The sequence below is a fragment of the Clavibacter phaseoli genome (genome assembly GCF_021922925.1).
Taxonomy (GTDB): Bacteria; Actinomycetota; Actinomycetes; order Actinomycetales; family Microbacteriaceae; genus Clavibacter; species Clavibacter phaseoli.
Map to the genome: position 1 here is coordinate 2,416,118 of NZ_CP040786.1, position 23,078 is coordinate 2,439,195.

Sequence of the window (23,078 nt, forward strand, 5' to 3'; positions counted from 1 at the left end):
CCGCCGAGGGGGTTGCCAGGCGCGAGGCGGTCGGGTAGGTCGGGACGGCTGTCCGGTCGTCCCCGCTCCCGGGCCCGCGCGGATCCGCCCCGGTAGGGTGTGCCCAGCAATGGGAGATCCGACCAGCCCGCGACCCGGCGGGCGCGACGTCCGTCGCCGCCTCGGAGGATGCCGGATGGAGCACGGGTGAGCGTCAGGAGCGGCGGCGAGCGGCTCGGGCTCCGCGAGGTCGCGGAGCGCGCGGGCGTCTCGCACATGACCGTCTCGCGCGTGCTCAACGGGCACCCGCAGGTGAAGGAGTCCACGCGGCAGCGCGTGCTCGAGGTGGTCGCCGAGCTCGACTTCCGGCCGAACAGCGCCGCCCGCCAGCTCGTCACGCAGCAGGCGCTGCGCATCGGCGTGCTCATCGAGAGCGCGGTGGAGTTCGGGCCGTCGAGCATCCTGCGCGCCATCGAGCGGTCGGCGCGCGACGGCGGCTACTCGGTGGCCTCGTTCGCGCTCCGGGACGACGAGGACGCGACGCCCGAGGAGGCCGTGCGCCATCTCACCGGGCAGGGCATCGACGCGCTGTGCGTCGTCGCGCCGCGCTCGTCGTCCGTGGCCGTGCTGCGCACCATCACGACCGGGCTGCCCACGCTCGTGGTCAAGGCCGAGAAGGACCCCGCGTTCCTCACGGTCTCGGTCGACCAGTCCGCGGGCACGCGCCTAGCCGTCGACCACCTCGCGAGCCTCGGCCACCGCGACGTGCTGCACGTCTCCGGCCCGCTCGACTGGCTGGACGCGCGCGCCCGCGAGCGCGCCTTCCACACGCGCACCCGGGCGTGGGGCATGCGCGAGCGGCCTATCGTGATCGGCGACTGGTCGAGCGACTTCGGCTACGACTTCGCGCGCGGGCTCGGGGGCGTCCCCGAGTACACGGCCGTGTTCGTGGCGAACGACGAGATGGCGCTCGGCGTGATCCACGGGCTGCACGACCGCGGGATCCGCGTGCCCGAGGACCTCAGCGTCGTCGGCTTCGACGACCTGCCCGTCTCCCGCCACTTCCTCCCGCCGCTCACGACGGTGCGACAGGACTTCCCGGCGCTCGGCGCGCTCGTGGTGGACGCGCTCATCGCCGCGATCGAGGGGCGCGAGATCCCGCAGGCGAGCCGGATCCCGCCCGAGCTCGTCGTGCGCGACTCCAGCGCGGCCGCCCGACGCGTCGACTGAGTCCGGCGCCCGGGGGATCTCGGGCCGCGACCCCTCGCCCGCGCCGCCGACCGGCGGCTACAGTCGTGCACACCGGGCCCACCCGGCACGCGGCCGCCACCCGGCCCGGAACCCGAGGAGCACCAGGTGCGTCACGCACGGGGATCGACGACGATCCGCCCGACCGGCCCGACCGCCGCTCCCGCGCCCGCATCCGCGCACCCCGCGCGCCCCCGGGAGCCCGCCCGCCCCACCGTGCGCATGCGGGGCATCACGGTCGCCTTCCCGAACGGCGTGGCGCTCGACGGCGTCGACCTCGACCTCCACCCCGGCGAGGTGCACGCGCTCCTGGGCGAGAACGGCGCGGGCAAGTCGACGCTGATCAAGGCGCTGCTCGGGGTGCACCGGATCGACTCGGGCGAGATCCTCGTCGACGACGCGCCCGTGCGGCTCGGCGGGCCGGCGGACGCGCGCGCCCTCGGGATCCAGGCGGCGTTCCAGGAGTCGCACCTGGCCGAGAACCTGAGCGTCGGCGAGAACGTGATGCTCGGCCACGAGGTGCGCGGCCGCCTCGGCATCTCCTGGCGCGCCACCCACGCGCGCGCCGCCGCCATGCTCGCGGAGCTCGGCCTCGCCGACCTCGACCCGCGCGACCGCCTCGCCGACCTCTCCCCCGCCAGCCGCCAGCTCGTGTCCATCGCGCGCGCGATGGTCGACCGGCCGCGCGTGCTGGTGCTCGACGAGCCCACCTCGAGCCTCGACGCCGACGACGTCGCGCGGCTCTTCCAGGTGATCCGCCGCCTCCGCGACCAGGGCGTCGCGATCCTCTTCGTGTCGCACTTCCTGGAGCAGGTGCTGGCGCTCAGCGACCGGATGACCGTGCTCCGCGGCGGCGTGAAGGTGAGCGACCACCTACCGCACGAGATCGACCGGGCCGAGCTGATCGCCCGCATGATCGGCTCGGACGTGGCGCACCTCACGCGCATCGGCTCAGAGCGACGGGCGCACCGCGTGGACCCGGTCGGGCCGCCGCTGTACCGTGCCGCCGGCGTCAGCCGCCGCGGGATGCTGCGGCCCGTGGACCTCGAGCTGCATCCGGGCGAGGTGGTCGGCATCGCCGGGCTCCGCGGATCCGGCCGCACGGAGCTCGCGCGCCTGCTCGCCGGCGCCGACCGGGCCGACGGCGGCGTGGTGACGCTCGGCGGTCGCGACGTGGTGATCGACCGCCCCTCGGACGCGCTGCGGAACCGCGTCGCCCTCTCGGCGGAGGACCGCGGCGCCGAGGGCCTCATCGGCGAGCTGAGCGTGCGGGAGAACATCGTGCTCGCGCTGCAGGCGCTGCGCGGCTGGGCGCATCCGCTGTCGCGGGCCGAGCGCCAGGACCTCGTCGAGCGGCACATCGAGCACTTCTCCATCACGCCGGCGGATCCCGCGATGCCCGCCGGCCGGCTCTCCGGCGGCAACCAGCAGAAGGTGCTGCTCGCGCGCTGGCTCGCGATCCGGCCACGCGTGCTGATCCTCGACGAGCCGACCCGCGGCGTCGACATCCGCGCCAAGGTCGACATCCAGGCGCACATCGCGCAGCTCGCGCTCGAGGGCGTGGCCGTCGTGTTCATCTCCAGCGCGTTCGACGAGCTCGTGCGCGTGAGCGACCGGATCGTCGTGCTCAAGGACCGGGAGAAGATCGGCGAGCTGGCCAACGGGCCGGGCGTCACGGTCGACACGCTCGTCGAGTTGATCGCGGCCCCCGCCGACGAGGACGACGAGGAGGACTTCCCCCTGCCGGGGCTGCCGGAACCGCCTCGACGCTGATGTCGTGTTCCCGGTAACAGCGCTCTTGTGCCCCTGGAACTGTTACCGGTAACATCCCGAGCACGCGGCAGCACCCCGCGGTCCGCAACGGCCGGTCCCCGAGGGCCGGAACGGGACGCCGACGTCCCGACATCTCAAGGAGGAGATACATGTCCACGAAGAGGCGCATCGCCACCATCGCCGCGGCCGGGGCCATCGCCCTGAGCCTCGCGGCCTGCAACAGCAACTCCGGCACCGGATCCACCGCGGGCGGCGCCGCCGACGGCGGCGGCGAGACGGCCACCGTCGGCTTCGTCGCGGTCGGCCCCGAGGGCGCCTGGCGACAGGCCAACGAGAAGGACATCCAGGACACCTTCACGAAGGAGGCCGGGTTCGACCTCAAGTACGCGCCCGCGACGAACAACGACCAGAAGTCGCAGATCGACGCGTTCACGTCGTTCGTCGACGAGGGCGTCGACGTGATCCTGCTCTCGGCCACCGAGGGCTCCGGCTGGGAGGACTCGCTCGAACGCGCCAAGGAGGCCGAGATCCCCGTGGTCCTCATCGACCGCGGCATCGAGCCGGACGACGACTCGCTCTACGCGACCCGCATCGCCCCCGACAACATCGCCGTGAGCGAGTCGGTGGCGAACTGGGCGAAGACGGCGCTGCCCGAGGGCGGCAAGTACTTCACCCTCGAGGGCCCCGCCGGCGTCTCGGTCGTCAACGAGCGCAACGAGGGCTGGAACGACGTCATCGGCGCCGACACCGCGTTCACCAAGGTCGGCGCGCAGACCGCCAACTGGTCGACCGAGGAGGCCAAGAGCGTCTTCGAGACCGTGCTCAAGTCGAACGCGAACGACGTGCAGATGGTGTTCGCGCAGAACGACGAGATGGGCCTCGGCGCCGTGCAGGCCGTCGAGGAGGCGGGCCTCACGCCCGGCGAGGACGTGAAGATCGCGACCATCGACGGAACGAAGGGCGCGCTGCAGGCGCTGGCCGACGGCAAGCTCAGCTTCGTCGCCGAGTACAACCCGCTCTTCGGCGACACCGCGCTGGAGGCCGTGCAGAAGCTGCTCGACGGCGGCAGCGTCGAGTCGTCGATCGTCGTCCCCTCGGACACGTTCGACTCGCCCGAGAAGGCCGCCACCGCGCTGCCCGACCGGAAGTTCTAGCCCGCCCGCACGGACACCTGCGGCGGGGCGGACCATCCGCCCCGCCGCCCCACCCGCCAGGCGACGACGCCGGCGGAGGAACGGAGCACGCGCCATGCAGGCATCCAGCCCCATCGTCGAGATGCAGGGCATCACCATCTCCTTCCCCGGCGTCAAGGCGCTCGACGGGGTGGACCTCCGTCTCTTCCCGGGCGAGGTCCACACGCTCATGGGCGAGAACGGCGCCGGGAAGTCGACGCTGATCAAGGCGCTCACAGGCGTGTACGGGATCGACTCCGGCCGCGTCGTCGTCGACGGCAGCGAGCGCCGCCTCTCCGGCACCGCCGACGCGCAGGCCGCCGGGATCTCCACGGTCTACCAGGAGGTCAACCTCTGCGGGAACCTCACGATCGGCGAGAACGTCATGCTCGGCCACGAGAGGCGCGGCCGGTTCGGCATCGATTGGAGGGGCACGCACGCCGCCGCCTCCGAGGTGCTGGCGCGCGTGGGGCTCGGCCACCTGGATCCGCGCACCCCGCTCGCCTCGCTGAGCCTCGCGCTGCAGCAGCTCGTCGCCATCAGCCGCGCGACCGTCGTCGACGCGAAGGTGCTGATCCTCGACGAGCCGACCTCCAGCCTCGACGCCGACGAGGTCGAGGGACTCTTCCGCGTGATGCGCCGCCTGCGCGACGAGGGCGTCGCCATCCTCTTCGTCTCCCACTTCCTCGACCAGGTCTTCGCGATCAGCGACCGGCTCACCGTGCTGCGGAACGGCCGGCTCGTGGGCGAGCACCTCACGCGCGACATCGACCGCGCCGGCCTCATCGCCGAGATGATCGGCAAGGACCTGCAGAGCCTCCGCTCCCTCGACCGCGAGCGCGCCTCACACCAGGTCGCGACGGGCGAGCCCGTGTACCGGGCCACCGGGATCGGCCGGAAGGGCTCGCTCGACGCGACCGACGTGGAGCTCCGCCGCGGCGAGGTCGTGGGCCTCGCCGGGCTGCTCGGCTCCGGCCGCACCGAGCTCGCGCGCCTCCTCTACGGCGTCGACCGGCCCGACACCGGATCCGTGACCATGGACGGACGCGCCGTCTCCGTCTCCTCCCCCGCGAAGGCGCTGAAGCACCGCATCGCGTTCTCCAGCGAGAACCGGCGGGACGAGGGGATCATCCGCGACCTCAGCGTGCGGGAGAACCTCGTGCTCGCCGTCCAGGCGAAGCGCGGCTGGGCCCGGCCGCTGCCGCGCAAGGAGAAGGACCGCATCGTCGCCAAGTACCTCACCGAGCTCAAGGTGCGGCCCGCCGACCCCGACCGGCCCATCCGGAACCTGTCCGGCGGCAACCAGCAGAAGGTGCTGCTCGGGCGGTGGCTGGCGACCGAGCCGGAGCTGCTGATCCTCGACGAGCCGACCCGCGGGATCGACGTGGGCGCGAAGGCGGAGATCCAGGAGCAGGTCGCGGCCCTCGCCGACACGGGCGTCGCGGTCGTCTTCATCTCCTCGGAGCTCGAGGAGGTGGTGCGGCTCAGCGACCGCATCGTCGTGCTCAAGGACCACCGCAAGATCGCCGAGCTCGAGGCGGGACCCGACGTGACGGCGCAGTCGATCGTCGCCGCCATCGCGGAGGAGGGCGTCTCCGACGTCGCGCTCGAGACCGTGCCCGACACCGCGCCCGAGGAGGCAGCCCGATGAGCGACCCGACGACCACCGCGACCCGGCGCCCGAGCGCGCGCGGCCTCGGCGACGTGCTGCACCGGCCCTGGTTCTGGGGCACCGTCGCGATCGTGCTGCTGCTCGCGATCAACGTGGCGAAGGACCCGGGCTACCTCGCCCTCTCCGTGAACCCGGACACGGGCAACCTCGTGGGCAACCTCGTCGACATCCTCCGCGCCGCCGCGCCCGTGCTGATGATCGCGGTCGGCATGTGCCTCGTGGTCGCCACGGGCGGCATCGACCTCAGCGTCGGCTCGATCATGGTCGTGGCCGGCGCCGTCTCCATGGAGTTCCTGAAGGCCGCCGGCTCCGACTCGCTCGGCGTCGCGCTCGGCGCGATGGGCCTCGCGCTCCTCATCGCCGGGATCCTCGGCGCGGTGAACGGCATGCTCGTCTCCGTCGTGGGGCTGCAGCCGTTCATCAGCACCCTCGTGATCATGCTCGCCGGCCGCGGCCTCGCGAAGGTCATCACGGCCGGGCAGAACACGGCCGCCTCCAACGAGCCATTCCGCTGGGTCGCCAACGGCTACCTCGTGGGCCTGCCGGTCGTGTTCCTGCTGGCCGTGCTGATCACGATCGGCGTCGCCGTGCTCGTGCGGCGCAGCGCCCTGGGCCTCATGATCGAGGCGATCGGCATGGACCCGCAGGCCGCGCGCCTCGCGGGCCTCGACCGTCGGGCGCTCCTGTTCACCGCCTACATCGCGAGCGGCCTGCTCGCGGGCGTCGCCGGGATCTTCGCCACCGCCAGCGTGATGACGGTCGACGTCTCCCGCACCGGTTACCAGCTGGAGCTCGACGCGATCCTCGCGGTCGTGATCGGCGGCACCTCGCTCGCGGGCGGCAAGTTCCACCTGCTCGGGGCCGCCGTCGGCGCTCTCCTCATCGCGACCCTCGACAAGACGGTCGTGTTCCTCGGCATCTCGTCGTCGGCCACGCCCGCCTTCAAGGCCATCGTGATCGTCGCGATCGTGCTCCTGCAGTCCCGGCGCGTCCGTGCGCTGTTCACGAGGCGCCGCCCGCCGGCGCCCACCCCCGTGCCGACCGAGAAGGAGGCCGTGCCCGCATGAGCGCCACGACGATCCGCCCGCCCACCGCTCCCGCACCCCGGCCCGCGCCCGGCGCGGGATCCCGTGCCCCGCGCCGCCGCATGCGCCTCCGCCTCGACTCGCTGCCGACCGTCGCCGCCCTCGTGATCCTGCTCGGGATGCTGGCCTACGGCGAGGTCGCGTACGGCCGGATCCTGCAGGCCAACACGCTCTCGAACCTGCTCATCAACAACGCGCACGTCATCGTGCTCGCGGTGGGGCTCACGTTCGTGATCCTCACGGGCGGCATCGACCTGTCCGTCGGCGCGATCGTCGCGGTCAGCAGCGTGGCCGGCGTGCTGCTCGCCAACGCCGGCTGGAACCCGTGGGTGGTGGTCGTGCTCATGATCCTCATCGGCTCGGCCTCCGGCGTCGTCTCGGGCGTGCTCATCCAGTTCTTCGACGTGCAGCCGTTCATCGCGACGCTCGCGATGATGTTCCTCGGCCGCGGGCTCGCCTCGATCCTCAGCACGGTGCCCGAGCGCCTCGACGACGCGTCGCCGCTGCGGTCGCTCGCCACGAACATGAAGGTGGTGGACGGCCCGAAGGTCAACGACGTCGTCACGACGCCGGGCGTGATCATCGCGCTCGTGGTGGTCGCGATCGCGTTCTTCGTGCTGCACCGCACGCGCCTCGGCCGCACCGTGTACGCGACCGGCGGATCCGAGCAGTCGGCCGCCCTCATGGGCCTGCCGGTGCGCCGCACCAAGCTCGCCGTCTACGTGATCAGCGGCACGCTCGCCGGCCTCGCCTCCGTGATCTACACGGCCCGCCTCGGCAGCGCGCAGAACATCACCGGCATCGGCTGGGAGCTCGACGCGATCGCCGCGACCGTGATCGGCGGCACCCTCCTCACCGGCGGCGTCGGCTTCGTGCTCGGCTCGGTCGTGGGCGCCCTCGTGCTGGGCCTCATGAACGTGCTCATCACGCGCGACGGCGGCATCCCGCCCGAGGCGACGACCATCATCACCGGCGGGATCCTGCTCGTCTTCGTGCTCCTGCAGCGCGCGGTGATGGCGAGGCGGCGGCGGACGTAGCCGCCGGACCGGCGACGCGGGACCATGAGGGGACCGCGCCCGCCCGCTCCGACGACAGGATCCGCATGACCCATCCGCTCCCCCTGCACGTCACCGACGCGGACCTCGACGACCTGCGCGACCGGATCCGCCGCACGCGCTGGGCGCCCGCGTGGCCGGTCGACGCGTGGGAAGCCGGCACCGACCAGGCGACACTGCGCCGCCTCGCGGCCGTGTGGGCCGACGGGTTCGACTGGCGGGCCCGCGAGCGGGAGATCCTCGCGCTGCCATGGGCGGTCGCCGACCTCGACGGCACGCCCCTCTCGTATCTCCGCTTCGACGCGGAGCACGCGGAGCGACCCGGCGGGCTGCCGATCGTCCTCACCAACGGCTGGCCGAGCTCCGCGCTGGAGATGGTGCCCCTCGCAGAGCGCCTGTCGCAGCCGTCGCGCTCCGGCGGCGATCCGGCCGACGCCGTCACGGTGATCATCCCCGCCCTCCCCGGCTTCCCGCTCTCGCCGCAGCGGCCGCGCCTCGACGAGCGGACGCACGATCTCTGGTACCGGCTGATGACGGAGGAGCTGGGCTTCGCGCGGTACGCGGCGCACGGCGGCGACCTCGGGGCCGGGATCACGTCGCGGCTGGCGGAGGCGCACCCGGAGGCCGTCGCCGGGATCCACCTGATGGCGGTCGCCGCGCCGCGGGACCTCGACGAGGCGACGCTCACCGACGAGGAGCGCGCGCACACGGACGAGGTGCGGGCGTGGGAGGCGGCCGAGGGCGGCTACGAGCACCAGCAGCGGACGCGACCGCTCACGCTGGCGCCCGCGCTGCAGGACTCGCCCGTGGGCCTGCTGTCGTGGATCCTCGAGAAGCACCGCGCGTGGAGCGGCTGCGGCGGCGACGTCTCGCGCGTGTTCAGCGACGACCACCTGCTGACGCTGGCGTCCCTGTACTGGTTCACGGGTTCCATCGGCACCTCGCTGCGCCCGTACTTCGAGGACGGCTCCGGACGCGTCGCGCCGGTGGGGCGCGTGCGGGTGCCGACGGCCGTCGCGGTGTTCCCGCACGACCTGGTGCGCCCGCCCCGGAGCTGGGCCGAGCGCACCTACGACGTCGTCAGGTACACGACCATGCCGCGCGGCGGCCACTTCGCGCCGCACGAGGAGCCGGGGCTGCTGGCGGACGACATCACGGCGTTCCTGCGGACGCTGCGGTAGCGGGGCGCGCCGGCCTCACCCGGCGGGGGTGTCCGGTCGGCCGTCCCACGCGAACGCGGGATCCATGTGCCCGACCTCGATGACGTTGCCGTCGGGATCCGCGAGCTGCCGCTGGTAGACGAACCCGTGGTCCGACGGCGGGCGCGCCTCCGTGCCGCCCGCGGCGAGGCCGGCCTCGGCCGCCGCGTCCACCGCCGCCCGGCTGGGCAGGTCGACCGCGGTGATCGCGGACACGGTGCGGGTGGGATCGCCGAGCGGCTGGTCGGTGAACGACTGGAAGAAGTCCCGCACGAGGAGCATGAACGCGCTGTGGTCCTCCTCGATCGTGAGGCAGGCGGCGTTCTCGTCGGTGAAGCCGGGGTTCACGGTGAACCCCAGGGCCTCGTAGAAGGCGACCGCCCGCGGGAGGTCCGTGACGGGCAGGTTGACGAAGGTCATGGTCATCGGTCTCTCCTTCGAGACGGGGGGTGCGGACGGGCTCAGCGTCCCGCCTGACGCGCGCCGGGTCAAGGGACGCGCGGGACCCGAGAACTCGCTCGACCGACCCGATGCGCGTGGGATCCTCGCTCCGTGCCCGCTGCCGAACGTCCCGCGCCCCTCCCCGTCCCCGTCGTCCACGCCGAGCGGGACGGTCCGCACGAGATCGAGCTGGTCGTCGGGGTCGGCTGCCGTGACGAGCCGCCCCACCTCGCGGGGATCACGCACCTCGCCGAGCACCTGCTCATCGTCCTCGCGGGCCCGGACGCGACGGCGAGGAACGGCACCACGCTCGACCGGAGCGTGGTCTTCTCGAGCGCGGCGACCCGCGACGAGTGCGAGGACGCCATGCGACGCATCTGCGACGCGATCACCCACGTCGACCGGCTCACCGAGGAGCAGGTCGCGCGGGAGCTCGCGATCATCGAGATGGAGGACCCCCTGCGCTACGAGGGGCTCGCGCCCGGGCTCGCCACGATCCGCTTCGGCTACGCCGGGCTCGGGCTCGTCGGCGCCGGCACGCCGGCCCTCGCCAGCGTCACCCGGGACGAGGTCGTCGCCTGGGTGCACGAGCGGTTCACGGCCGACCGCGCCGTGATCCTCGTCACCGGCCCGTGGGCGGTCGCGCCCGCGCTCGAGCTCCCCGCGCCGATCGCCGAGCGCGTGCACCGCGCGCCCGCGGGCCGCGGTGCGACCACGCCGGTGGCGGTGCCGACGGAGCTCCCCGGTGTGGCGGTATCCGTGGTCGTCCCCGCGGAGGTGTCGCTCGCCCTCGACCACGCCCTCTCCGTCGACTTCCATCAGCGCCTCCGCATGGAGGAGGGCCTGACCTACGCGGTGGACGTCCACGCGTCGCGGATCGACGACGACGCCGTGCAGCTCGACATCGTGGTCGGCGCCCCTCCGCAGCACGTGCGCGCGGCGACGGTCGCGACGGTCGCGCTCCTGCGATCGATCGCCGTGGAGGGGTTCTCGCCGCTGGCCGTCGCCCGCGGCCGCTCCGACGCCCGGCTCCTCCTCGAGGAGCCGCGGCGCCTCCTCGAGGCGCGCGCCTCGGAGTCGGCGTCCGCCCTGCTCTTCGGCGACGACACGGTCGACGTCGAGGACCGGCTGCGGGCCACGGCCGAGATGGACGGGGAGGCGCTCCGCAAGGCGTGGGCCGGGGCCCTGCCCTCCGTCATCGTGATGTTCGCCGAGGAGGCGGACACGGGCGATCCCGAGGCGCTCGCCCGCGAGATCGGGATCCCGATCGACGACATGGCGCCCTCGCGCTCCCTCTCCCGCGAGGAGTTCGCGAGCGCGACCCGCGGCCTGCGCACGTGGCGCAGCGGGATCGCCCCGTTCCCGGCGCGGAGCACGTTCGCCGTGGACGCCACGCGGCTCCTGGTCCTCATGGACGGCCGGTCCTGGGCGATCGACCTGGAGCGCGTCGTCGTCGCGCTCGTCTCCGACGAGCGCGTGGTGCTGGTCTCCGAGGACGCGCGCCTCTTCCAGATCGGCGCCCGCTCGCTCCGCCGCGCATCGGAGCTGGTGGAGGCCGTCGTCGCCGCCGTGCGGGCGATCGCCCCGGAGCGCGTGCGCCGCCTCCCGACGCCCTGACCCGCACGCGTCACGACCGACGGCCACCGGTCCCTTTCCGGGTCCCGGTGGCCGTCAGCCGTGCGTGCGGTGGATCAGCGCTTCCTCAGCGCCCCCGTCGACCACAGCGCCAGGCCGATGAGCACCGGCTGGAAGAACAGCCGGCGGAAGCGCTTGGCGTCGGTGTCGAGGCCGAACGCGTCGCGCTTGTGGACGTACTGGGCGATGTTGCCCGGGAAGATCGCCGTGAAGAACGCGGCGGCCGCCCAGCCCGCGAGGCCGCGGCGCGAGCGCGCGAACAGCAGGGCCGAGCCGAGCGTGATCTCGACGATGCCGGATCCGACGACGGTCACGTCCTCGGGCACCGGCAGCGACTTCGGGACCTGCGCGCGGAACTCCTCGCGCGCGACCGTGAGGTGCGTGACGCCGGCGAACGCGAGGAACGAGCCGAGCACCACGCGGGCGGCGGTGCGCGGGAAGGACGTGCGGGCGAGGCCGGCCATCAGTCGTCCGAGACCGTGACGACGACCTCGATGTTGCCGCGGGTCGCGTTCGAGTACGGGCAGACCTGGTGCGCCTGGTCGGCGAGCTCCTGCGCGAGGTCGTGCTCGACCCCGGGGATGACGACCTCGAGGTGCACGGCGAGCATGTAGCCGCCCTGGCCGTTGGATCCGATGCTCACGCGGCTGCCGACGCTGGAGTCGGCGATCTTCACCTTGCGCGCGCGGGCGACGCCCTGCAGCGCGGAGTGGAAGCACGCGGCGTAGCCGGCGGCGAAGAGCTGCTCGGGGTTCGCGCCCTCGCCGGATCCGCCCATGGCCTTGGGGATGGAGAGGTCGAGCGCGAGGTCGCTGTCGCTGACGGCCACGCGGCCGTCGCGGCCGGCTCCCGTGGCGAGGGCCTCCGCGGTGTAGAGGGCGTCCATGTCTGTTCCTTCCGTTCGTGGCCGCTCGTGGCGGCCGGGGCAGCCGCGGCGGATGCGCGGCCAGGGGGGTGGTGCGGATCAGGGGGTGCGGGTGCTCGCCGACGCCTCGGCCGGCCGGGTCGCGGACTGCGCGAGCGCTTCCGCGGTCGTCTCCTGCATCCCCGCGGTGACGAGGTGCAGGGCGGCGAGGAGCTGGCGCGCGCGGTCGAGGTCGAGGCCCATGCCGCGGATGATCGCCGCGGGCACGTGCGCGAGCTCGGCCCGCACGGTGCGGCCGCGCTCGGCGAGCGACACGGTGACGACGCGCTGGTCGGCGGAGATGCGGCGACGGGCGATGAAGCCGGCCTCCTCCATCCGCGCGAGCAGCGGCGACAGCGTGCCCGAGTCGAGGTCGAGCTGCTGCCCGAGCTCGGTGACCGTGCGGTCGTCGCCCGACCACAGCAGCACCAGCACGAGGTACTGCGGGTAGGTGAGGCCCCACGGCGCGAGGAGTGCGCGGTAGGCCTGGGTGGTGGATCGGGACGCCGTGTAGAGCGAGAAGCAGACCAGCTCGTCGGCGATGCGCGCGGGCGGCGCCGTCTCGTCGGCGGGGGCGCAGGGCTTGCGATCGGTCATGCGTCGACCCTGCCACGGAACAAGGTTGTGCGCAATCCATCTAGGGCGATGCCCAGCGGACGAGCGCCGCCCGCGTACCCTGGAGCGACATGATCACGAGACGAGAGGCCGCGCTGCGGCTGGGCATCCCGCTGGAGATGGCCACGCGCCACGGCATCCCGGGGCGCGTCCCCGAGTCCGAGATCACGGCGATGGACCAGGATCCGCCGCCCTGGCTCGCCCAGTCCCGCGCCAATTCGTCCGGCAAGCGCCCCGTCTGGGTGCAGCTGACGTGCGAGGTCTGCGGCTTCACCGAGGCCGTGCGCCCGAAGAAGTGGTGGCCGGAGTTCTCCTACCTCTCCTGCGAGCGGCACTCCCCCGACGAGCTCCCCGAGCCCGCGCTCGGCCTCGCCCGCCGCGAGGTCGACGGGATCGGCAGCCGCTTCGTGGGCGTGGTGGACGAGCGGCCGTAGGGCCGTCTCCACGGCGGACCGCGGTCAGGCCGCGACGATCTCCTCGCGCGACGGCTCGTACGCCGCCCCGCCCTCGCGCAGCGCCGGGCAGTGCTCCGGGGTCGGGTGCAGGCAGATGTCGATGACGCGCTCCAGCTCCGCGCGGGCGCGCTCGAGCTCGGCCATGGCCGCGGTGATCCGGTCGCGCTCGGAGCGCAGGAGCGCGAGCGACTCGGGTGCGGCGACGCCCGAGTCGACGCTCGGGAGCAGCTGGCGGATCGTGCGGCTCGGGAGGCCCGCCGCGAACAGCTGCTGGATGAGCTGCACGCGCTCGACCGCGGCCTCCGGGTAGACGCGCTGGCCGCTCGTGGTGCGCTCGGCCGGCAGCAGGCCCTGCTCCTCGTAGTAGCGGAGCGCCCGCGTGCTGACGCCCGCTCGCCCCGCCACGTCGCCGATCCGCAGCATGCCGCCCTCTTCCCTCGTGGTGGTGATCCCGTCGATCTCCCGGGCGGACTTGCCCTTCACGTCGACGTCAACTCCTAGCGTAGGCCGCGCCGCACCGCGCGATCGTCGCGGGCGGCAGGAGGAAGAGCACGCATGGACATCCAGGATCAGGTCGCCCTCGTCACCGGCGCCAACCGCGGCATCGGCCGCACCTTCGTCGAGGAGCTCCTCGAGCGGGGCGCCCGCAAGGTCTACGCGACCGCGCGCCGGCCCGAGGCGATCGACATCCCCGGCGTCGAGGTGCTGCGCCTCGACCTCACCGAGCCGGCGTCCGTCAGCGCCGCCGCCGAGGCCGCGCAGGACGTGACGCTCGTCGTCAACAACGCGGGCATCTCCACGGGCGCCGCGCTCATCACGGGCGACATGGCGGAGATCCGCCGCGAGATGGACACCCACTTCTACGGCACGCTCGGCGTGATCCGCGCGTTCGCGCCCGTGCTCGCCGCGAACGGCGGGGGCGGGATCGTCAACATCCTGTCGGCGCTGTCGTGGTTCTCGACCTCGGGCAACGGCGGCTATGCGGCGGCGAAGGCGGCCGAGTGGAACATGACCAACGCGGTGCGGCTGGAGCTCGCCGGGCAGGGGACGCTCGTGCAGGGCGTGCACCTCGGAGCCGCCGACACCGACATCATGGCCGGCTACGACGGCCCGATGATCGCCCCGCGCGACGTCGCCCGGGCGTCGCTCGACGGCCTGGCCGCGGGATCCGTCGAGGTCGTCGTCGACGACTGGAGCCGCATGGTGAAGGACTCGCTGGCCGGCGACCCGGCCCCGTTCTACGAGCGGATGCGCGCGATCCTCGGCTGATCCGCGCGCCTAGCCCGCGGTGACGCGGACGGATCCGCCCTCGAGCACGAACTCGAGCGCCGTGCCCTCGGGGAACTCGTCGCGGAGCTCGGCCGGCATGTCGCCCGTGACCGTGAGGACGCCCCGGGCCGGGAACGAGCCGGCCGCGCATCCGCCGATCGGGTTCGTGCCGCGGGCGAAGCGCGGGGCGACGACCGTCACGCACGCGGCGTCGTCCTCGGGGTTCTCGAGGCCGATCACCGTGAGGCCGTGGAACTCGCCCACGCCCGTGGCGGCGTCCTGGTACCAGTCGTCCCAGCGGTCGGGGACGGGGCGGTCGGGATCCAGCGCGACGGTCCCGACGTCGCGGCCCGTCATCGACGCGAGGCCGGAGGTGAGCGCGACGGTCGCGCCGACCGCGACGAGGACGGACGCGGCCCAGAGGATCGCGGTGCGGCGGCGCGGGGCGGCCGGGCGGGAGGCGGGGGCGTCGTCGTCCAGGTCATCCAGGTCGCGCTCGGCGGCGGCGCGGTCGTCGGCGTCGCGGTCATCGCGGGCAGGAGCGGCCGGGGCGACGGGCGCGCCCGCCGACACCGAGGATCCGCGGGCGGCCCCGCCCTGGCGCGCCTCGAGCTCCCGCAGCCGGTCGAGCTCCGCGTCGTCGAGGTCGGGGACGGGTCCGTACGCGCGACGGCGGAGCTCCCGGAGCTCGCTGCGCTGCGCCTCGTCCATGTGCCGATCCTGTCACCGTGCGGCGCGCGCGTCCCGGGTCGCGCCACGCCCCTGTCCGCCGGACGCACGCGCGCCTACGCTCGGCCCATGCTCACCGAGACGGACCTGCGGCTCCCCGACGGCCGCACGCTGCACCTCTACGACACGGGACCCGGCGACGGCGCCGACCTCGTGGTCGTGTACCACCACGGCACCCCGAACGTCGGGCCGCCGCCCGCGCCGCTCGTCGAGGCGCCCGCGGGCCGCGGGATCCGCTGGGTGTCGTACGACCGGCCGGGGTACGGCGGATCCACCCGGCACCCGGGCCGCCGCGTCGCCGACACGGCGGCCGACGACGCGTCCCTCGCCGACGCGCTCGGCATCGACCGCTTCGCCGTGCTCGGGCACTCGAGCGGCGCGGTCCTCGCGCTGGCCGCCGCGGCCGCGCTGCCGGACCGCGTGCTCGGAGCGCTGTGCGGGGCTGCCCTGGCGCCGATCCGGGCGGAGGGTCTCGACTGGTTCGCCGGCATGCACGCGGGCGGCGAGCGGGAGCTGCGCGCCGCGGTGACCGGGCGGGAGGCGCTCGAGGAGGAGCTGGCCGCGTCCGAGTTCGATCCGGCGATGTTCACCGACGGCGACCTCCGCGCGCTCGAGACCGACTGGGCTTGGCTGAACGGGGTCGCGTCGCACGGGATGGACGCCGGCCCCGGCGGCATGGTCGACGACGACCTCGCGCTCGTCGCCGACTGGGGCGTCGACCTCCAGGCCGTCCGCGCGCCGGTGATCCTGCTGCACGGCGACGCCGACCGGATCGCCCCGGTCGCCCATGCGCGCTGGATCGCCGACCGGGTGCCGGGCGCGGAGCTCGTGATCCGCTCGGGCGACGGCCACATCGCGGTGCTGCACGGCGCGGCGGAAGCGCTCGGCCGGCTGCGGGAGCGGATCCGCGCGGCCGCCTAGCCCGCGGGATCCGCCGCCGGGTCCATCCAGAACGGCGAGTAGTGGTACCCGTCGGGGTCGTCGAACTGGCGCTGGTACATGGCCGGGTGCTCGTCGGTGTCGCCGATCCGGCCGCCCGCCGCCCGGGCGCGCTCGACCAGCTCGTCGACGGCCTCGCGGCTGCCGAGGTCGAAGGAGACGTTGACCTTCGAGGGCGTTTCGGGTCCGCCGATCAGCTCCTCGACGCCGCCGACGCTCGCGTAGACGGCGCGGCTGAGGAGCATGATCCGCTGGTCGGGTGCGATCGCGAAGCACGCGGAGTCGGGGCCGGACATGGCCGCGTCGCGCGTCCAGCCGAGCGCCGCGTAGAAGGCGGCCGCGCGCTCGACGCTGGCGACCGGGCAGGAGATGTAGAGGGTCATGCGCATGAGGGTCGCGGATCGCACGGCCGCTGTCGAGAGCCGGTCGCGGATCGGACGACGGCGGATACGGCCCGGAGACGGCTCTCGCCGACCCGGACGGATCCGGATCGGCGAGAGGGGTGGAGCGGCGCGGGTCAGTGCCCGCGCGAGACCCGCCGCGGCAGGGCGAACACGAGCGCGAAGGCGACGACCGCGAAGATCGCACTGACGCCCATGGCCGAGGCCGACGCGTCGGTGAACGCCTGCGGCACCATCTGCGGTCCCTGGATCCCCGCGCCCGCGACGCCCGCGAAGAGCACGCTGCCGATGACCGCGATGCCGACCGCCGAGCCGACGCGCTGCACGGTGCCGATCACGCCGGACGCCGCGCCCGCCTCGGCGGGGTCGACCGTCGCGACGATGAACTGCGCGTTCGGGGCGATGAAGAGGCCGTTGCCGACGCCCGCGAGCAGCAGCGGGACGAGGAGCATCCAGCTGGTGAGGTCGGCGGCCGCCGTGTTCAGCAGCACGAGCCACAGCCAGACGAGGCCGACGCTCACGAGCGCCGTCCCGATGACGAGCACGGTGCGGCCGAGGCGGTTCGTGAGGCGGTTGCTCTGCGAGGAGCCGACGATGCTGCCGATCGCGAACGGGATCGAGACGAGGCCGGACTCGAGCGCCGAGTTGCCGAGGCCCGACTGCCAGAGGATCGAGATGGTGAAGAAGATGCTCGTGAAGGCCGCGAAGTAGACCATCGCGAGGATCACGCCGCCCGTGAAGGCGGGGTGCGTGAACAGGTGCGGCGGCACGAGGACGCCCTTGGAGCGGCGGGTCTGCATGACCTCCCACGCGCCGAAGAGCGCGAGGAGCACGACGCCGCCGGCGAGGGAGAGGTAGGTCCAGAGCGGCCAGCCCTGGTCCTGGCCGTCGATCAGCGGCACGAGCAGGGCCACGAGGCCGGCGCTCACGAGCAGGATGCCGACGAGGTCGACGCCCGAGGCCGCGGGGGCCTTCGCCTTCGCCGGGGCGCCCCCGCCCTGCTGGCCGGACTGGGCGCGCACGTCACCCGCGACCTCCTCGGCCACCTGGCGACTCGGGAGCAGGAAGATCGCGGCGATGACGGTCGCGAGGCCCACGGGCAGGTTCACGAAGAAGACCAGGCGCCAGCCCGACTCCTCCCCCGCGGCCTGGATGATGAGGCCTCCCACGATCGGGCCGAGCGCGGACGAGACGCCGATGACGGCGCCCATGATGGCGAACGCCTTGCCGCGCGCCTGCGGCGGGAACAGCAGCTGGATGAAGGCGGTCACCGCGGGCACGAACAGGCCGCCGGCGAGCCCCTGCACCACGCGCGCGATCACGAGCTGGAGGTCGTCCTGGGCCACGCCGCACGCGAGGCTGGCGAGCGTGAAGAGCGCGATTCCCGTCACGAACACCCACTTGTGCCCGTAGCGGTCGCCGAGGCGGCCCGCGGGGATCAGCGCGAGGCCGAACGCGAGCGCGTAGCCGGAGATGATCCAGCTCAGCGTCGACTCGGAGGCGTCGAGGCTCGTGCGGATGGTGGGCAGCGCCACGTTCACGATCGTGGTGTCGAGCAGCGCGATGAACATGCCGGCGAGCAGCACGATGAGCGCCTGCCAGGCGCGGCGCGAGACGACGGGGGCGGACGGGGATCCGGATGCGCCGGGCGCGCCGGAGCCGCCGGCCGCCGGGCGGGCGGATGCGGTGGTGTCGGACATGGGGGTCCTTTCGTGCCGGCGCGGGCGTCGGCGGTGGTGCGAGCGGATCCGGCGGGCGAGCGCACGATCGGGCGACGAGGGCGCGGGACGGGAGGTCGGGCGCCTCTCGTGCTGGCGGACGGCGCGCACGGAGGGGGATCCGCGGCGGTGCGGGAGAGACGGCCGGGCGGATGCGCCCGTCCCGTCAGTCTGGCACCGGTTGACCCGTGCGGCCTATCCCGATGTCCGGCCACAGGGTCCCGTCACCGGCTGCCGTTCCGTCATCCGGCGGATGCGGTGCGCCGGGCCGCGTCGATACCGTGGGCGGATGAGCGCCGCACCCGCCCCCGACAGCGTCGACCGGTTCTGGGTGCGCCCGCGGCCGGACCGCGCCGGGCTGCGCTTCGACGTGATCCTCGCGCTCGTGATGCTCGTGCTCACCACGTTCAGCGTGATGCAGTACTACGCGCTCGGCATGTACCCGACGCAGCCCGCGCCGTGGATCATCGCCGTCTGGATCCTGCTCATGACGCTCCCGCTGGCGCTCCGCCGCGTGCAGCCGGAGGCCGTGACGCTCGTGCTCGGCACCACCTTCATCGTCGGCGCGTACCAGTTCGTCCCGGAGCTGCTCTTCTCCAACATCGCCATGTTCATCGCCATGTACTCGCTGGGCGCCTGGGGCAGGAACCGCCTGCGGGCGAACGTCGTGCGCGGGATCATCGTCGCCGGCATGTTCGCCTGGCTGTTCAGCTCGCTGCTGCAGGCGTCGGGCTACTACTCGCTCTCCGGCGCCACCTTCGCGAACGCGCCCGACGGGGCCTGGATCCCGGCCCCCGTCGCCGCCGGCCTCATCTCCATCATCACCAACCTCCTCTACTTCGGCGGCGCCTGGTACTTCGGCGACCGCGCGTGGGCGTCGGCGCGCGACCGCTGCGCGCTCGAAGAGCGCACGGCCGAGCTCGCGACCGAGCGGGAGCGCGTCGCGGAGCAGGCGGTCACGCTCGAGCGGGTGCGCATCGCGCGCGAGCTGCACGACGTCGTGGCCCACCACGTCTCGGTGATGGGCGTGCACGCGGGCGCGGCCAGGCGGGTCCTCGCGCGCGACGCCGACAAGGCCGCGGCATCGCTCGGCATCGTGGAGGACAACGCGCGCAGCGCCATCGAGGAGCTGCACCGCATGCTCGTCGCGCTCCGCCAGGAGGACGACGGCCGGGGATCCGAGGGTCGCGCCGCCGACGCCGACCCGACCCGCACGGCGTCCACGCGCGGCGTCGAGCAGCTGCACGAGCTCGTGGCGGACGCGTGCGGCGCGGGCCTCGCCGTCGCCTACGACGTCATCGGGACCCCGAGGCCGCTGACGCCCACGGTCGACCTCATCGTCTACCGGGTCGCGCAGGAGTCGCTCACGAACGTGCGGAAGCACGCCGGGACGGGTGCGCGCGTCGACCTCCGCCTGCGCTACCTCGCCGGCCGCGTCGAGGTGGAGGTGAGCGACCACGGACCGGCGGGCGCTGCGGCGTCCGCGGCGGCGGGTCCCGTGCGGAACGGGCCGGGCGGCCTCGGCCAGCGCGGCATGCGGGAGCGCGTGGCGGCGGTCGGCGGATCCATCGAGATCGGCCCGAAGGCCCGCGGCGGCTACCTCGTGCGGGCGTCGGTGCCGACGGAGACGGCGGCGGTCGTGCCGCCCGTGCCGATGCCCGTCCCGCTCGACGCGACGATCCCCGAGGAGACCCGCGCATGAGCGCCGACCCGACCGGCCCGGCACCCGCCGCGCCCGCCTCCGTCCGCGTCCTGCTCGTCGACGACCAGGCGCTCGTGCGCGCCGGGATCCGCGTGATCCTCGAGAGCGAGGACGGCATCGAGGTGGTCGGCGAGGCCGCCGACGGCGAGGAGGGCGTGCGCCTGGCCGCCGCGCTCGCGCCCGACGTGATCTGCATGGACGTGCAGATGCCGCGCCTCGACGGGCTCGAGGCCACGCGCCGCATCGTCGCGGATCCCGCGATCACCGCGGGCGTCCTCATGCTCACCACGTTCGACCGCGAGGACTATCTCTTCACCGCGCTGGACGCGGGCGCGAGCGGTTTCGTGCTGAAGAGCGCGTCGCCGGAGTCGCTCGTGGAGGCGGTGCACGTGATCGCGCGCGGCGACGCGCTGCTCTCGCCCGACGTCACGCGCCGGGTCATCGAGCGCTTCGGCCGCGGATCCGGCGCCCCCGACGACGCCGCCGCGCCCGCTCCCGCGCCGACCATCCCGACCGACCCGCGCGTCGCCACGCTCACCGACCGCGAGCTCGAGGTGCTGCGCCTCCTCGCGGAGGGCCTCGCCAACGCGGAGATCGCCGAGCGCCTCTACCTCGGCGAGGCCACCGTGAAGACGCACGTCTCGCGCCTGCTGCTGAAGCTCGGCGTCCGCGACCGCGTGCAGGCGGTCGTGTTCGCGTACGAGCGCGGGATCGTGGTGCCGGGCGCGAGCTGATCCGCGCCCGGCACCACGAAGCCCGGGTCAGCGGGCCGCGACGTCCCCGCGCTCCTCGCGGCGACGGCGCAGCGCCGACTCGTCCTTGCCCACGATCGCGAGCAGCAGGATCGCGAGCGCGACGCACACGAGGATCAGCACGAAGGTCACGTCCCAGCCGAACGCGTGCACGGAGGCGCCGATGCCCGTGGAGGCGAGGGTCGCGCCGAGCACGTAGCCGAACAGGCCCGTGAAGCCGGCCGCGGTGCCCGCGACCTTGCGGGGGCTGAGGTCGAGCGCCTGCAGGCCGATGAGCATGACGGGCCCGTAGATCAGGCCGCCGATGAGCACGAGCGCCGCGAGCGACACCCAGAGCGGACCGTCGGCGGGCGAGAGCCAGTAGATCGCCACGGCCACGCCGACCGCCGCCATGAACAGGATCCCCGTCGGCGAGCGCCGCCCGCGGAAGACCCTGTCGCTGATGTACCCGCAGAGGAGGGTGCCGGGGATCCCCGCGAGCTCGAACAGCGAGAACCCGGCGATGCCCTCGCCGAGGCTCGCGCCGCGCACGTCCGCGAGGTAGATGGGCGCCCACACGAGCACGCCGTAGCGGAGCGTGTAGACGAAGACGTTGGCGAGCGCGAGGTTCACCATGGTGCGGTTGCCGATGACGTAGCGGCGGATGGTCGACCAGGTCGACGCGCCCTCGTCGGCGGCGTCGGTCTCGACGGGCGCGGGGTCGTGGCGGTGCTCCTCGATGGGCGGCAGGCCCTCGGACTCGGGGGTGTCGCGGAGGAGCACGAAGGCGACCAGCGCGATCACGATGCAGACGATCGCCGGGAACCAGAACGCGCTCTGCCAGGTGCCGAAGGTCGCGATGGCGAGGCCCGCGAGGCCGCCCGCGCCGGCGCCGCCGACGTTGTGGGCGACGTTCCAGATGGCGGTCTTCCCGCCGCGCTCGGAGGTGGAGAACCAGTGCACGAGCGTGCGGCCGGACGGCGGCCAGCCCATCCCCTGGAAGAAGCCGTTGACGATCATGACCACCGCGAACAGCGCCACGGACGCGCCCACGGCCGGGACGAACGCGACCACCAGGTTGGCGAACGCGGACAGCAGCAGGCCGATGGGGAGGAACCAGCGCGCGCTGCTGCGGTCGCTCACGATGGCGCTCAGGAACTTGCTGAACCCGTAGGCGAGGAGCACGCCGTTGGTGAGGATCCCGAGGCCGAGGGCGCTGAAGCCGTTCTCGTCGCGGAGGATCGTCGCCACCAGCGGCACGTTGTTGCGGATGAGGTAGTAGGCCGCGTAGCCGATGAAGATGCCCAGGAACACCTGCAGGCGCAGGCGGGGGTAGCGCTTCGCGACGGTGGCGTCGTCGAGCCGTGGAGCGGGCGGCGGAGCCGCCATGAAGGTGAGGAGCCCGCGGCGGACGGCGGACCCGTCGGGTCGGATGCGCTGGTCGGTGGTCATGGTGCTGCCTCCTGGTGACGCATCGTCGCGCCGCAGACCACTCAACGCCTTCGCAAGACGATCGTCTAGGGAAGGGGCCGGATCAGAACCCCCCGCGCTGCGACATCGGGGACAGAACCAGCTCGTCGATCCGCACGTGCGGCGGCGAGGCGAGCACGAACATGGCGGCGCGCGCCACGTCGTCGGGCGTGAGCATCGCGGCGCGCTCGGCGGCGTCGGGCACGCTCGGCCGGAGCGCGAGGAAGTCGCTGTCGATCGTGCCGGGGCAGAGGTGCGTGGCGCGGATCCCGGCGCCCGCCTCCTGCGCGTTGAGGTCGCGCACGAGCGTCGAGAGCGCCGTCTTCGAGGCGCTGTAGGCGACCCCGGCGCCCGGCGAGTGGGTCCACGCCGCGTACGAGGAGACGAGCACGACCGTGCCCCCGGACGCCCGCAGCAGCGGGAGCGCGGCGGCGACCTGGTGCGCGGGGCCGGTGAGGTTGGTCGCGACGATGCGGTCGAAGTCGGCGAGGTCCTGGTCGGCCCAGGATCGGCGCGGGGCGTTGAGACCCGCGGCGACCACGACGCCGTCGAGCCGGTCGATGCCCGCTACGGCGGCGGCGAGCGCGGCGTCGTCCGTGACGTCGAGCGGGGCGACGACCGCGGTGAATTCGAGGTCGTCGATGAGCGCGCGCGTCTCCTCGAGCGCCTCCCGGCGCCGGCCCGAGAGCACGAGGCGCCAGCCGTCGCGGGCCGCGGCGACGGCGGTCGCGCGGCCGACGCCGGATCCCGCGCCGCTCACCCAGAGGGTCCGCGGGCCCGCCGATCCCTCCCCAGGCGCGTCGCCGTCGTGGTCGTCGTGCGTCCGTGCTCCGGACATGGCGGTCTCCCTCGGTCACCCCTACGTTGAGGGAAACGCTATTAGGAC

23 protein-coding genes are annotated in these 23,078 nt (G+C 73.8%); 13 read left to right on the forward strand and 10 right to left on the reverse strand.

Annotated features, from left to right (window positions below; all coding sequences use genetic code 11):
* The first annotated feature begins 186 nt into the window (after positions 1–186).
* The 7 genes from FGI33_RS11315 (at position 187) to FGI33_RS11345 (ending at position 9,165) form a co-directional block, all read left to right on the forward strand.
* The gene (locus tag FGI33_RS11315) at positions 187–1,209 is read left to right on the forward strand and encodes a LacI family DNA-binding transcriptional regulator (RefSeq protein ID WP_119433862.1); all 1,023 of its coding nucleotides are present in this window, start codon (positions 187–189) and stop codon (positions 1,207–1,209) included.
* Between the two features lie 126 nt (positions 1,210–1,335).
* Entirely contained in the window at positions 1,336–3,000 is a 1,665-nt protein-coding gene (locus FGI33_RS11320; RefSeq protein WP_119433861.1) for a sugar ABC transporter ATP-binding protein, read from the forward strand.
* A gap of 149 nt (positions 3,001–3,149) precedes the next feature.
* Entirely contained in the window at positions 3,150–4,154 is a 1,005-nt protein-coding gene (locus FGI33_RS11325; protein ID WP_119433860.1) for an ABC transporter substrate-binding protein, read from the forward strand.
* A gap of 94 nt (positions 4,155–4,248) precedes the next feature.
* The gene (locus FGI33_RS11330) at positions 4,249–5,823 is read left to right on the forward strand and encodes a sugar ABC transporter ATP-binding protein (protein ID WP_119433859.1); all 1,575 of its coding nucleotides are present in this window, start codon (positions 4,249–4,251) and stop codon (positions 5,821–5,823) included.
* Complete coding sequence (locus FGI33_RS11335) at positions 5,820–6,911, forward strand: ABC transporter permease (protein ID WP_119433858.1); 1,092 nt, start codon at positions 5,820–5,822, stop codon at positions 6,909–6,911. The genes FGI33_RS11330 and FGI33_RS11335 overlap by 4 nt, the downstream gene beginning before the upstream one ends.
* The gene (locus FGI33_RS11340; RefSeq protein ID WP_182623256.1) at positions 6,908–7,966 is read left to right on the forward strand and encodes an ABC transporter permease; all 1,059 of its coding nucleotides are present in this window, start codon (positions 6,908–6,910) and stop codon (positions 7,964–7,966) included. Before FGI33_RS11335 ends, FGI33_RS11340 begins: the two co-directional genes overlap by 4 nt.
* A gap of 65 nt (positions 7,967–8,031) precedes the next feature.
* The gene (locus FGI33_RS11345; RefSeq protein WP_119433857.1) at positions 8,032–9,165 is read left to right on the forward strand and encodes an epoxide hydrolase family protein; all 1,134 of its coding nucleotides are present in this window, start codon (positions 8,032–8,034) and stop codon (positions 9,163–9,165) included.
* A gap of 15 nt (positions 9,166–9,180) precedes the next feature.
* Here FGI33_RS11345 and FGI33_RS11350 read toward each other — a convergent pair whose 3' ends face one another.
* A complete protein-coding gene (locus tag FGI33_RS11350; protein WP_104235865.1) occupies positions 9,181–9,609 on the reverse strand; it encodes a VOC family protein in 429 nt (142 codons plus the stop codon).
* 126 nt (positions 9,610–9,735) lie between these two features.
* Here FGI33_RS11350 and FGI33_RS11355 point away from each other — a divergent pair, with 126 nt between their 5' ends.
* A complete protein-coding gene (locus tag FGI33_RS11355) occupies positions 9,736–11,241 on the forward strand; it encodes a M16 family metallopeptidase (RefSeq protein WP_204587386.1) in 1,506 nt (501 codons plus the stop codon).
* Between the two features lie 74 nt (positions 11,242–11,315).
* Here FGI33_RS11355 and FGI33_RS11360 read toward each other — a convergent pair whose 3' ends face one another.
* From FGI33_RS11360 to FGI33_RS11370, 3 genes are all read right to left on the reverse strand, one after another.
* Positions 11,316–11,723, reverse strand: a complete 408-nt coding sequence (locus FGI33_RS11360) for a DoxX family protein (RefSeq protein WP_119434951.1) — start codon at positions 11,721–11,723, stop codon at positions 11,316–11,318.
* On the reverse strand, positions 11,723–12,145 hold the full coding sequence (locus tag FGI33_RS11365) for an organic hydroperoxide resistance protein (RefSeq protein ID WP_094126565.1): 423 nt from the start codon (positions 12,143–12,145) through the stop codon (positions 11,723–11,725). Before FGI33_RS11365 ends, FGI33_RS11360 begins: the two co-directional genes overlap by 1 nt.
* Before the next feature lie 78 nt (positions 12,146–12,223).
* Positions 12,224–12,760, reverse strand: coding sequence for a MarR family winged helix-turn-helix transcriptional regulator (locus tag FGI33_RS11370; protein ID WP_182623321.1), 537 nt, complete (start codon positions 12,758–12,760; stop codon positions 12,224–12,226).
* A gap of 89 nt (positions 12,761–12,849) precedes the next feature.
* On the opposite strand from FGI33_RS11370, the gene FGI33_RS11375 reads away from it, so the two are divergent.
* A complete protein-coding gene (locus tag FGI33_RS11375) occupies positions 12,850–13,212 on the forward strand; it encodes a hypothetical protein (protein ID WP_119434952.1) in 363 nt (120 codons plus the stop codon).
* 24 nt (positions 13,213–13,236) lie between these two features.
* On the opposite strand, the gene FGI33_RS11380 is transcribed toward FGI33_RS11375, so the two are convergent.
* On the reverse strand, positions 13,237–13,716 hold the full coding sequence (locus tag FGI33_RS11380) for a MerR family transcriptional regulator (protein WP_237581907.1): 480 nt from the start codon (positions 13,714–13,716) through the stop codon (positions 13,237–13,239).
* 72 nt (positions 13,717–13,788) lie between these two features.
* Between FGI33_RS11380 and FGI33_RS11385 the strand changes: the two genes are divergently transcribed.
* Complete coding sequence (locus tag FGI33_RS11385) at positions 13,789–14,502, forward strand: SDR family oxidoreductase (RefSeq protein ID WP_119434953.1); 714 nt, start codon at positions 13,789–13,791, stop codon at positions 14,500–14,502.
* Between the two features lie 9 nt (positions 14,503–14,511).
* Here the strand turns inward: FGI33_RS11385 and FGI33_RS11390 are convergent, their stop codons facing one another.
* Complete coding sequence (locus FGI33_RS11390; protein ID WP_237581908.1) at positions 14,512–15,213, reverse strand: hypothetical protein; 702 nt, start codon at positions 15,211–15,213, stop codon at positions 14,512–14,514.
* Positions 15,214–15,300: 87 nt separating this feature from the next.
* Between FGI33_RS11390 and FGI33_RS11395 the strand changes: the two genes are divergently transcribed.
* A complete protein-coding gene (locus FGI33_RS11395; RefSeq protein WP_237581909.1) occupies positions 15,301–16,152 on the forward strand; it encodes an alpha/beta fold hydrolase in 852 nt (283 codons plus the stop codon).
* Here FGI33_RS11395 and FGI33_RS11400 read toward each other — a convergent pair.
* Together FGI33_RS11400 and FGI33_RS11405 are read right to left on the reverse strand one after the other, a co-directional pair.
* Positions 16,149–16,553: a VOC family protein gene (locus FGI33_RS11400; RefSeq protein WP_119435061.1), complete on the reverse strand. Its 405-nt coding sequence runs from the start codon at positions 16,551–16,553 to the stop codon at positions 16,149–16,151. The two genes, FGI33_RS11395 and FGI33_RS11400, sit on opposite strands and share 4 nt — an antisense overlap.
* A gap of 134 nt (positions 16,554–16,687) precedes the next feature.
* Positions 16,688–18,271: an MFS transporter gene (locus FGI33_RS11405; RefSeq protein ID WP_119435060.1), complete on the reverse strand. Its 1,584-nt coding sequence runs from the start codon at positions 18,269–18,271 to the stop codon at positions 16,688–16,690.
* A 307-nt stretch (positions 18,272–18,578) separates the two neighbouring features.
* On the opposite strand from FGI33_RS11405, the gene FGI33_RS11410 reads away from it, so the two are divergent.
* Both FGI33_RS11410 and FGI33_RS11415 read left to right on the forward strand, forming a co-directional pair.
* On the forward strand, positions 18,579–19,991 hold the full coding sequence (locus FGI33_RS11410) for a sensor histidine kinase (protein ID WP_237581910.1): 1,413 nt from the start codon (positions 18,579–18,581) through the stop codon (positions 19,989–19,991).
* Positions 19,988–20,725, forward strand: a complete 738-nt coding sequence (locus FGI33_RS11415) for a response regulator (protein WP_119434390.1) — start codon at positions 19,988–19,990, stop codon at positions 20,723–20,725. The genes FGI33_RS11410 and FGI33_RS11415 overlap by 4 nt, the downstream gene beginning before the upstream one ends.
* A 27-nt stretch (positions 20,726–20,752) precedes the next feature.
* Here FGI33_RS11415 and pgtP read toward each other — a convergent pair whose 3' ends face one another.
* Together pgtP and FGI33_RS11425 are read right to left on the reverse strand one after the other, a co-directional pair.
* The gene (gene pgtP / locus FGI33_RS11420; RefSeq protein WP_119434391.1) at positions 20,753–22,174 is read right to left on the reverse strand and encodes an MFS transporter; all 1,422 of its coding nucleotides are present in this window, start codon (positions 22,172–22,174) and stop codon (positions 20,753–20,755) included.
* An 82-nt stretch (positions 22,175–22,256) separates the two neighbouring features.
* The gene (locus FGI33_RS11425; protein ID WP_119434392.1) at positions 22,257–23,030 is read right to left on the reverse strand and encodes an SDR family oxidoreductase; all 774 of its coding nucleotides are present in this window, start codon (positions 23,028–23,030) and stop codon (positions 22,257–22,259) included.
* Positions 23,031–23,078 lie beyond the last annotated feature (48 nt).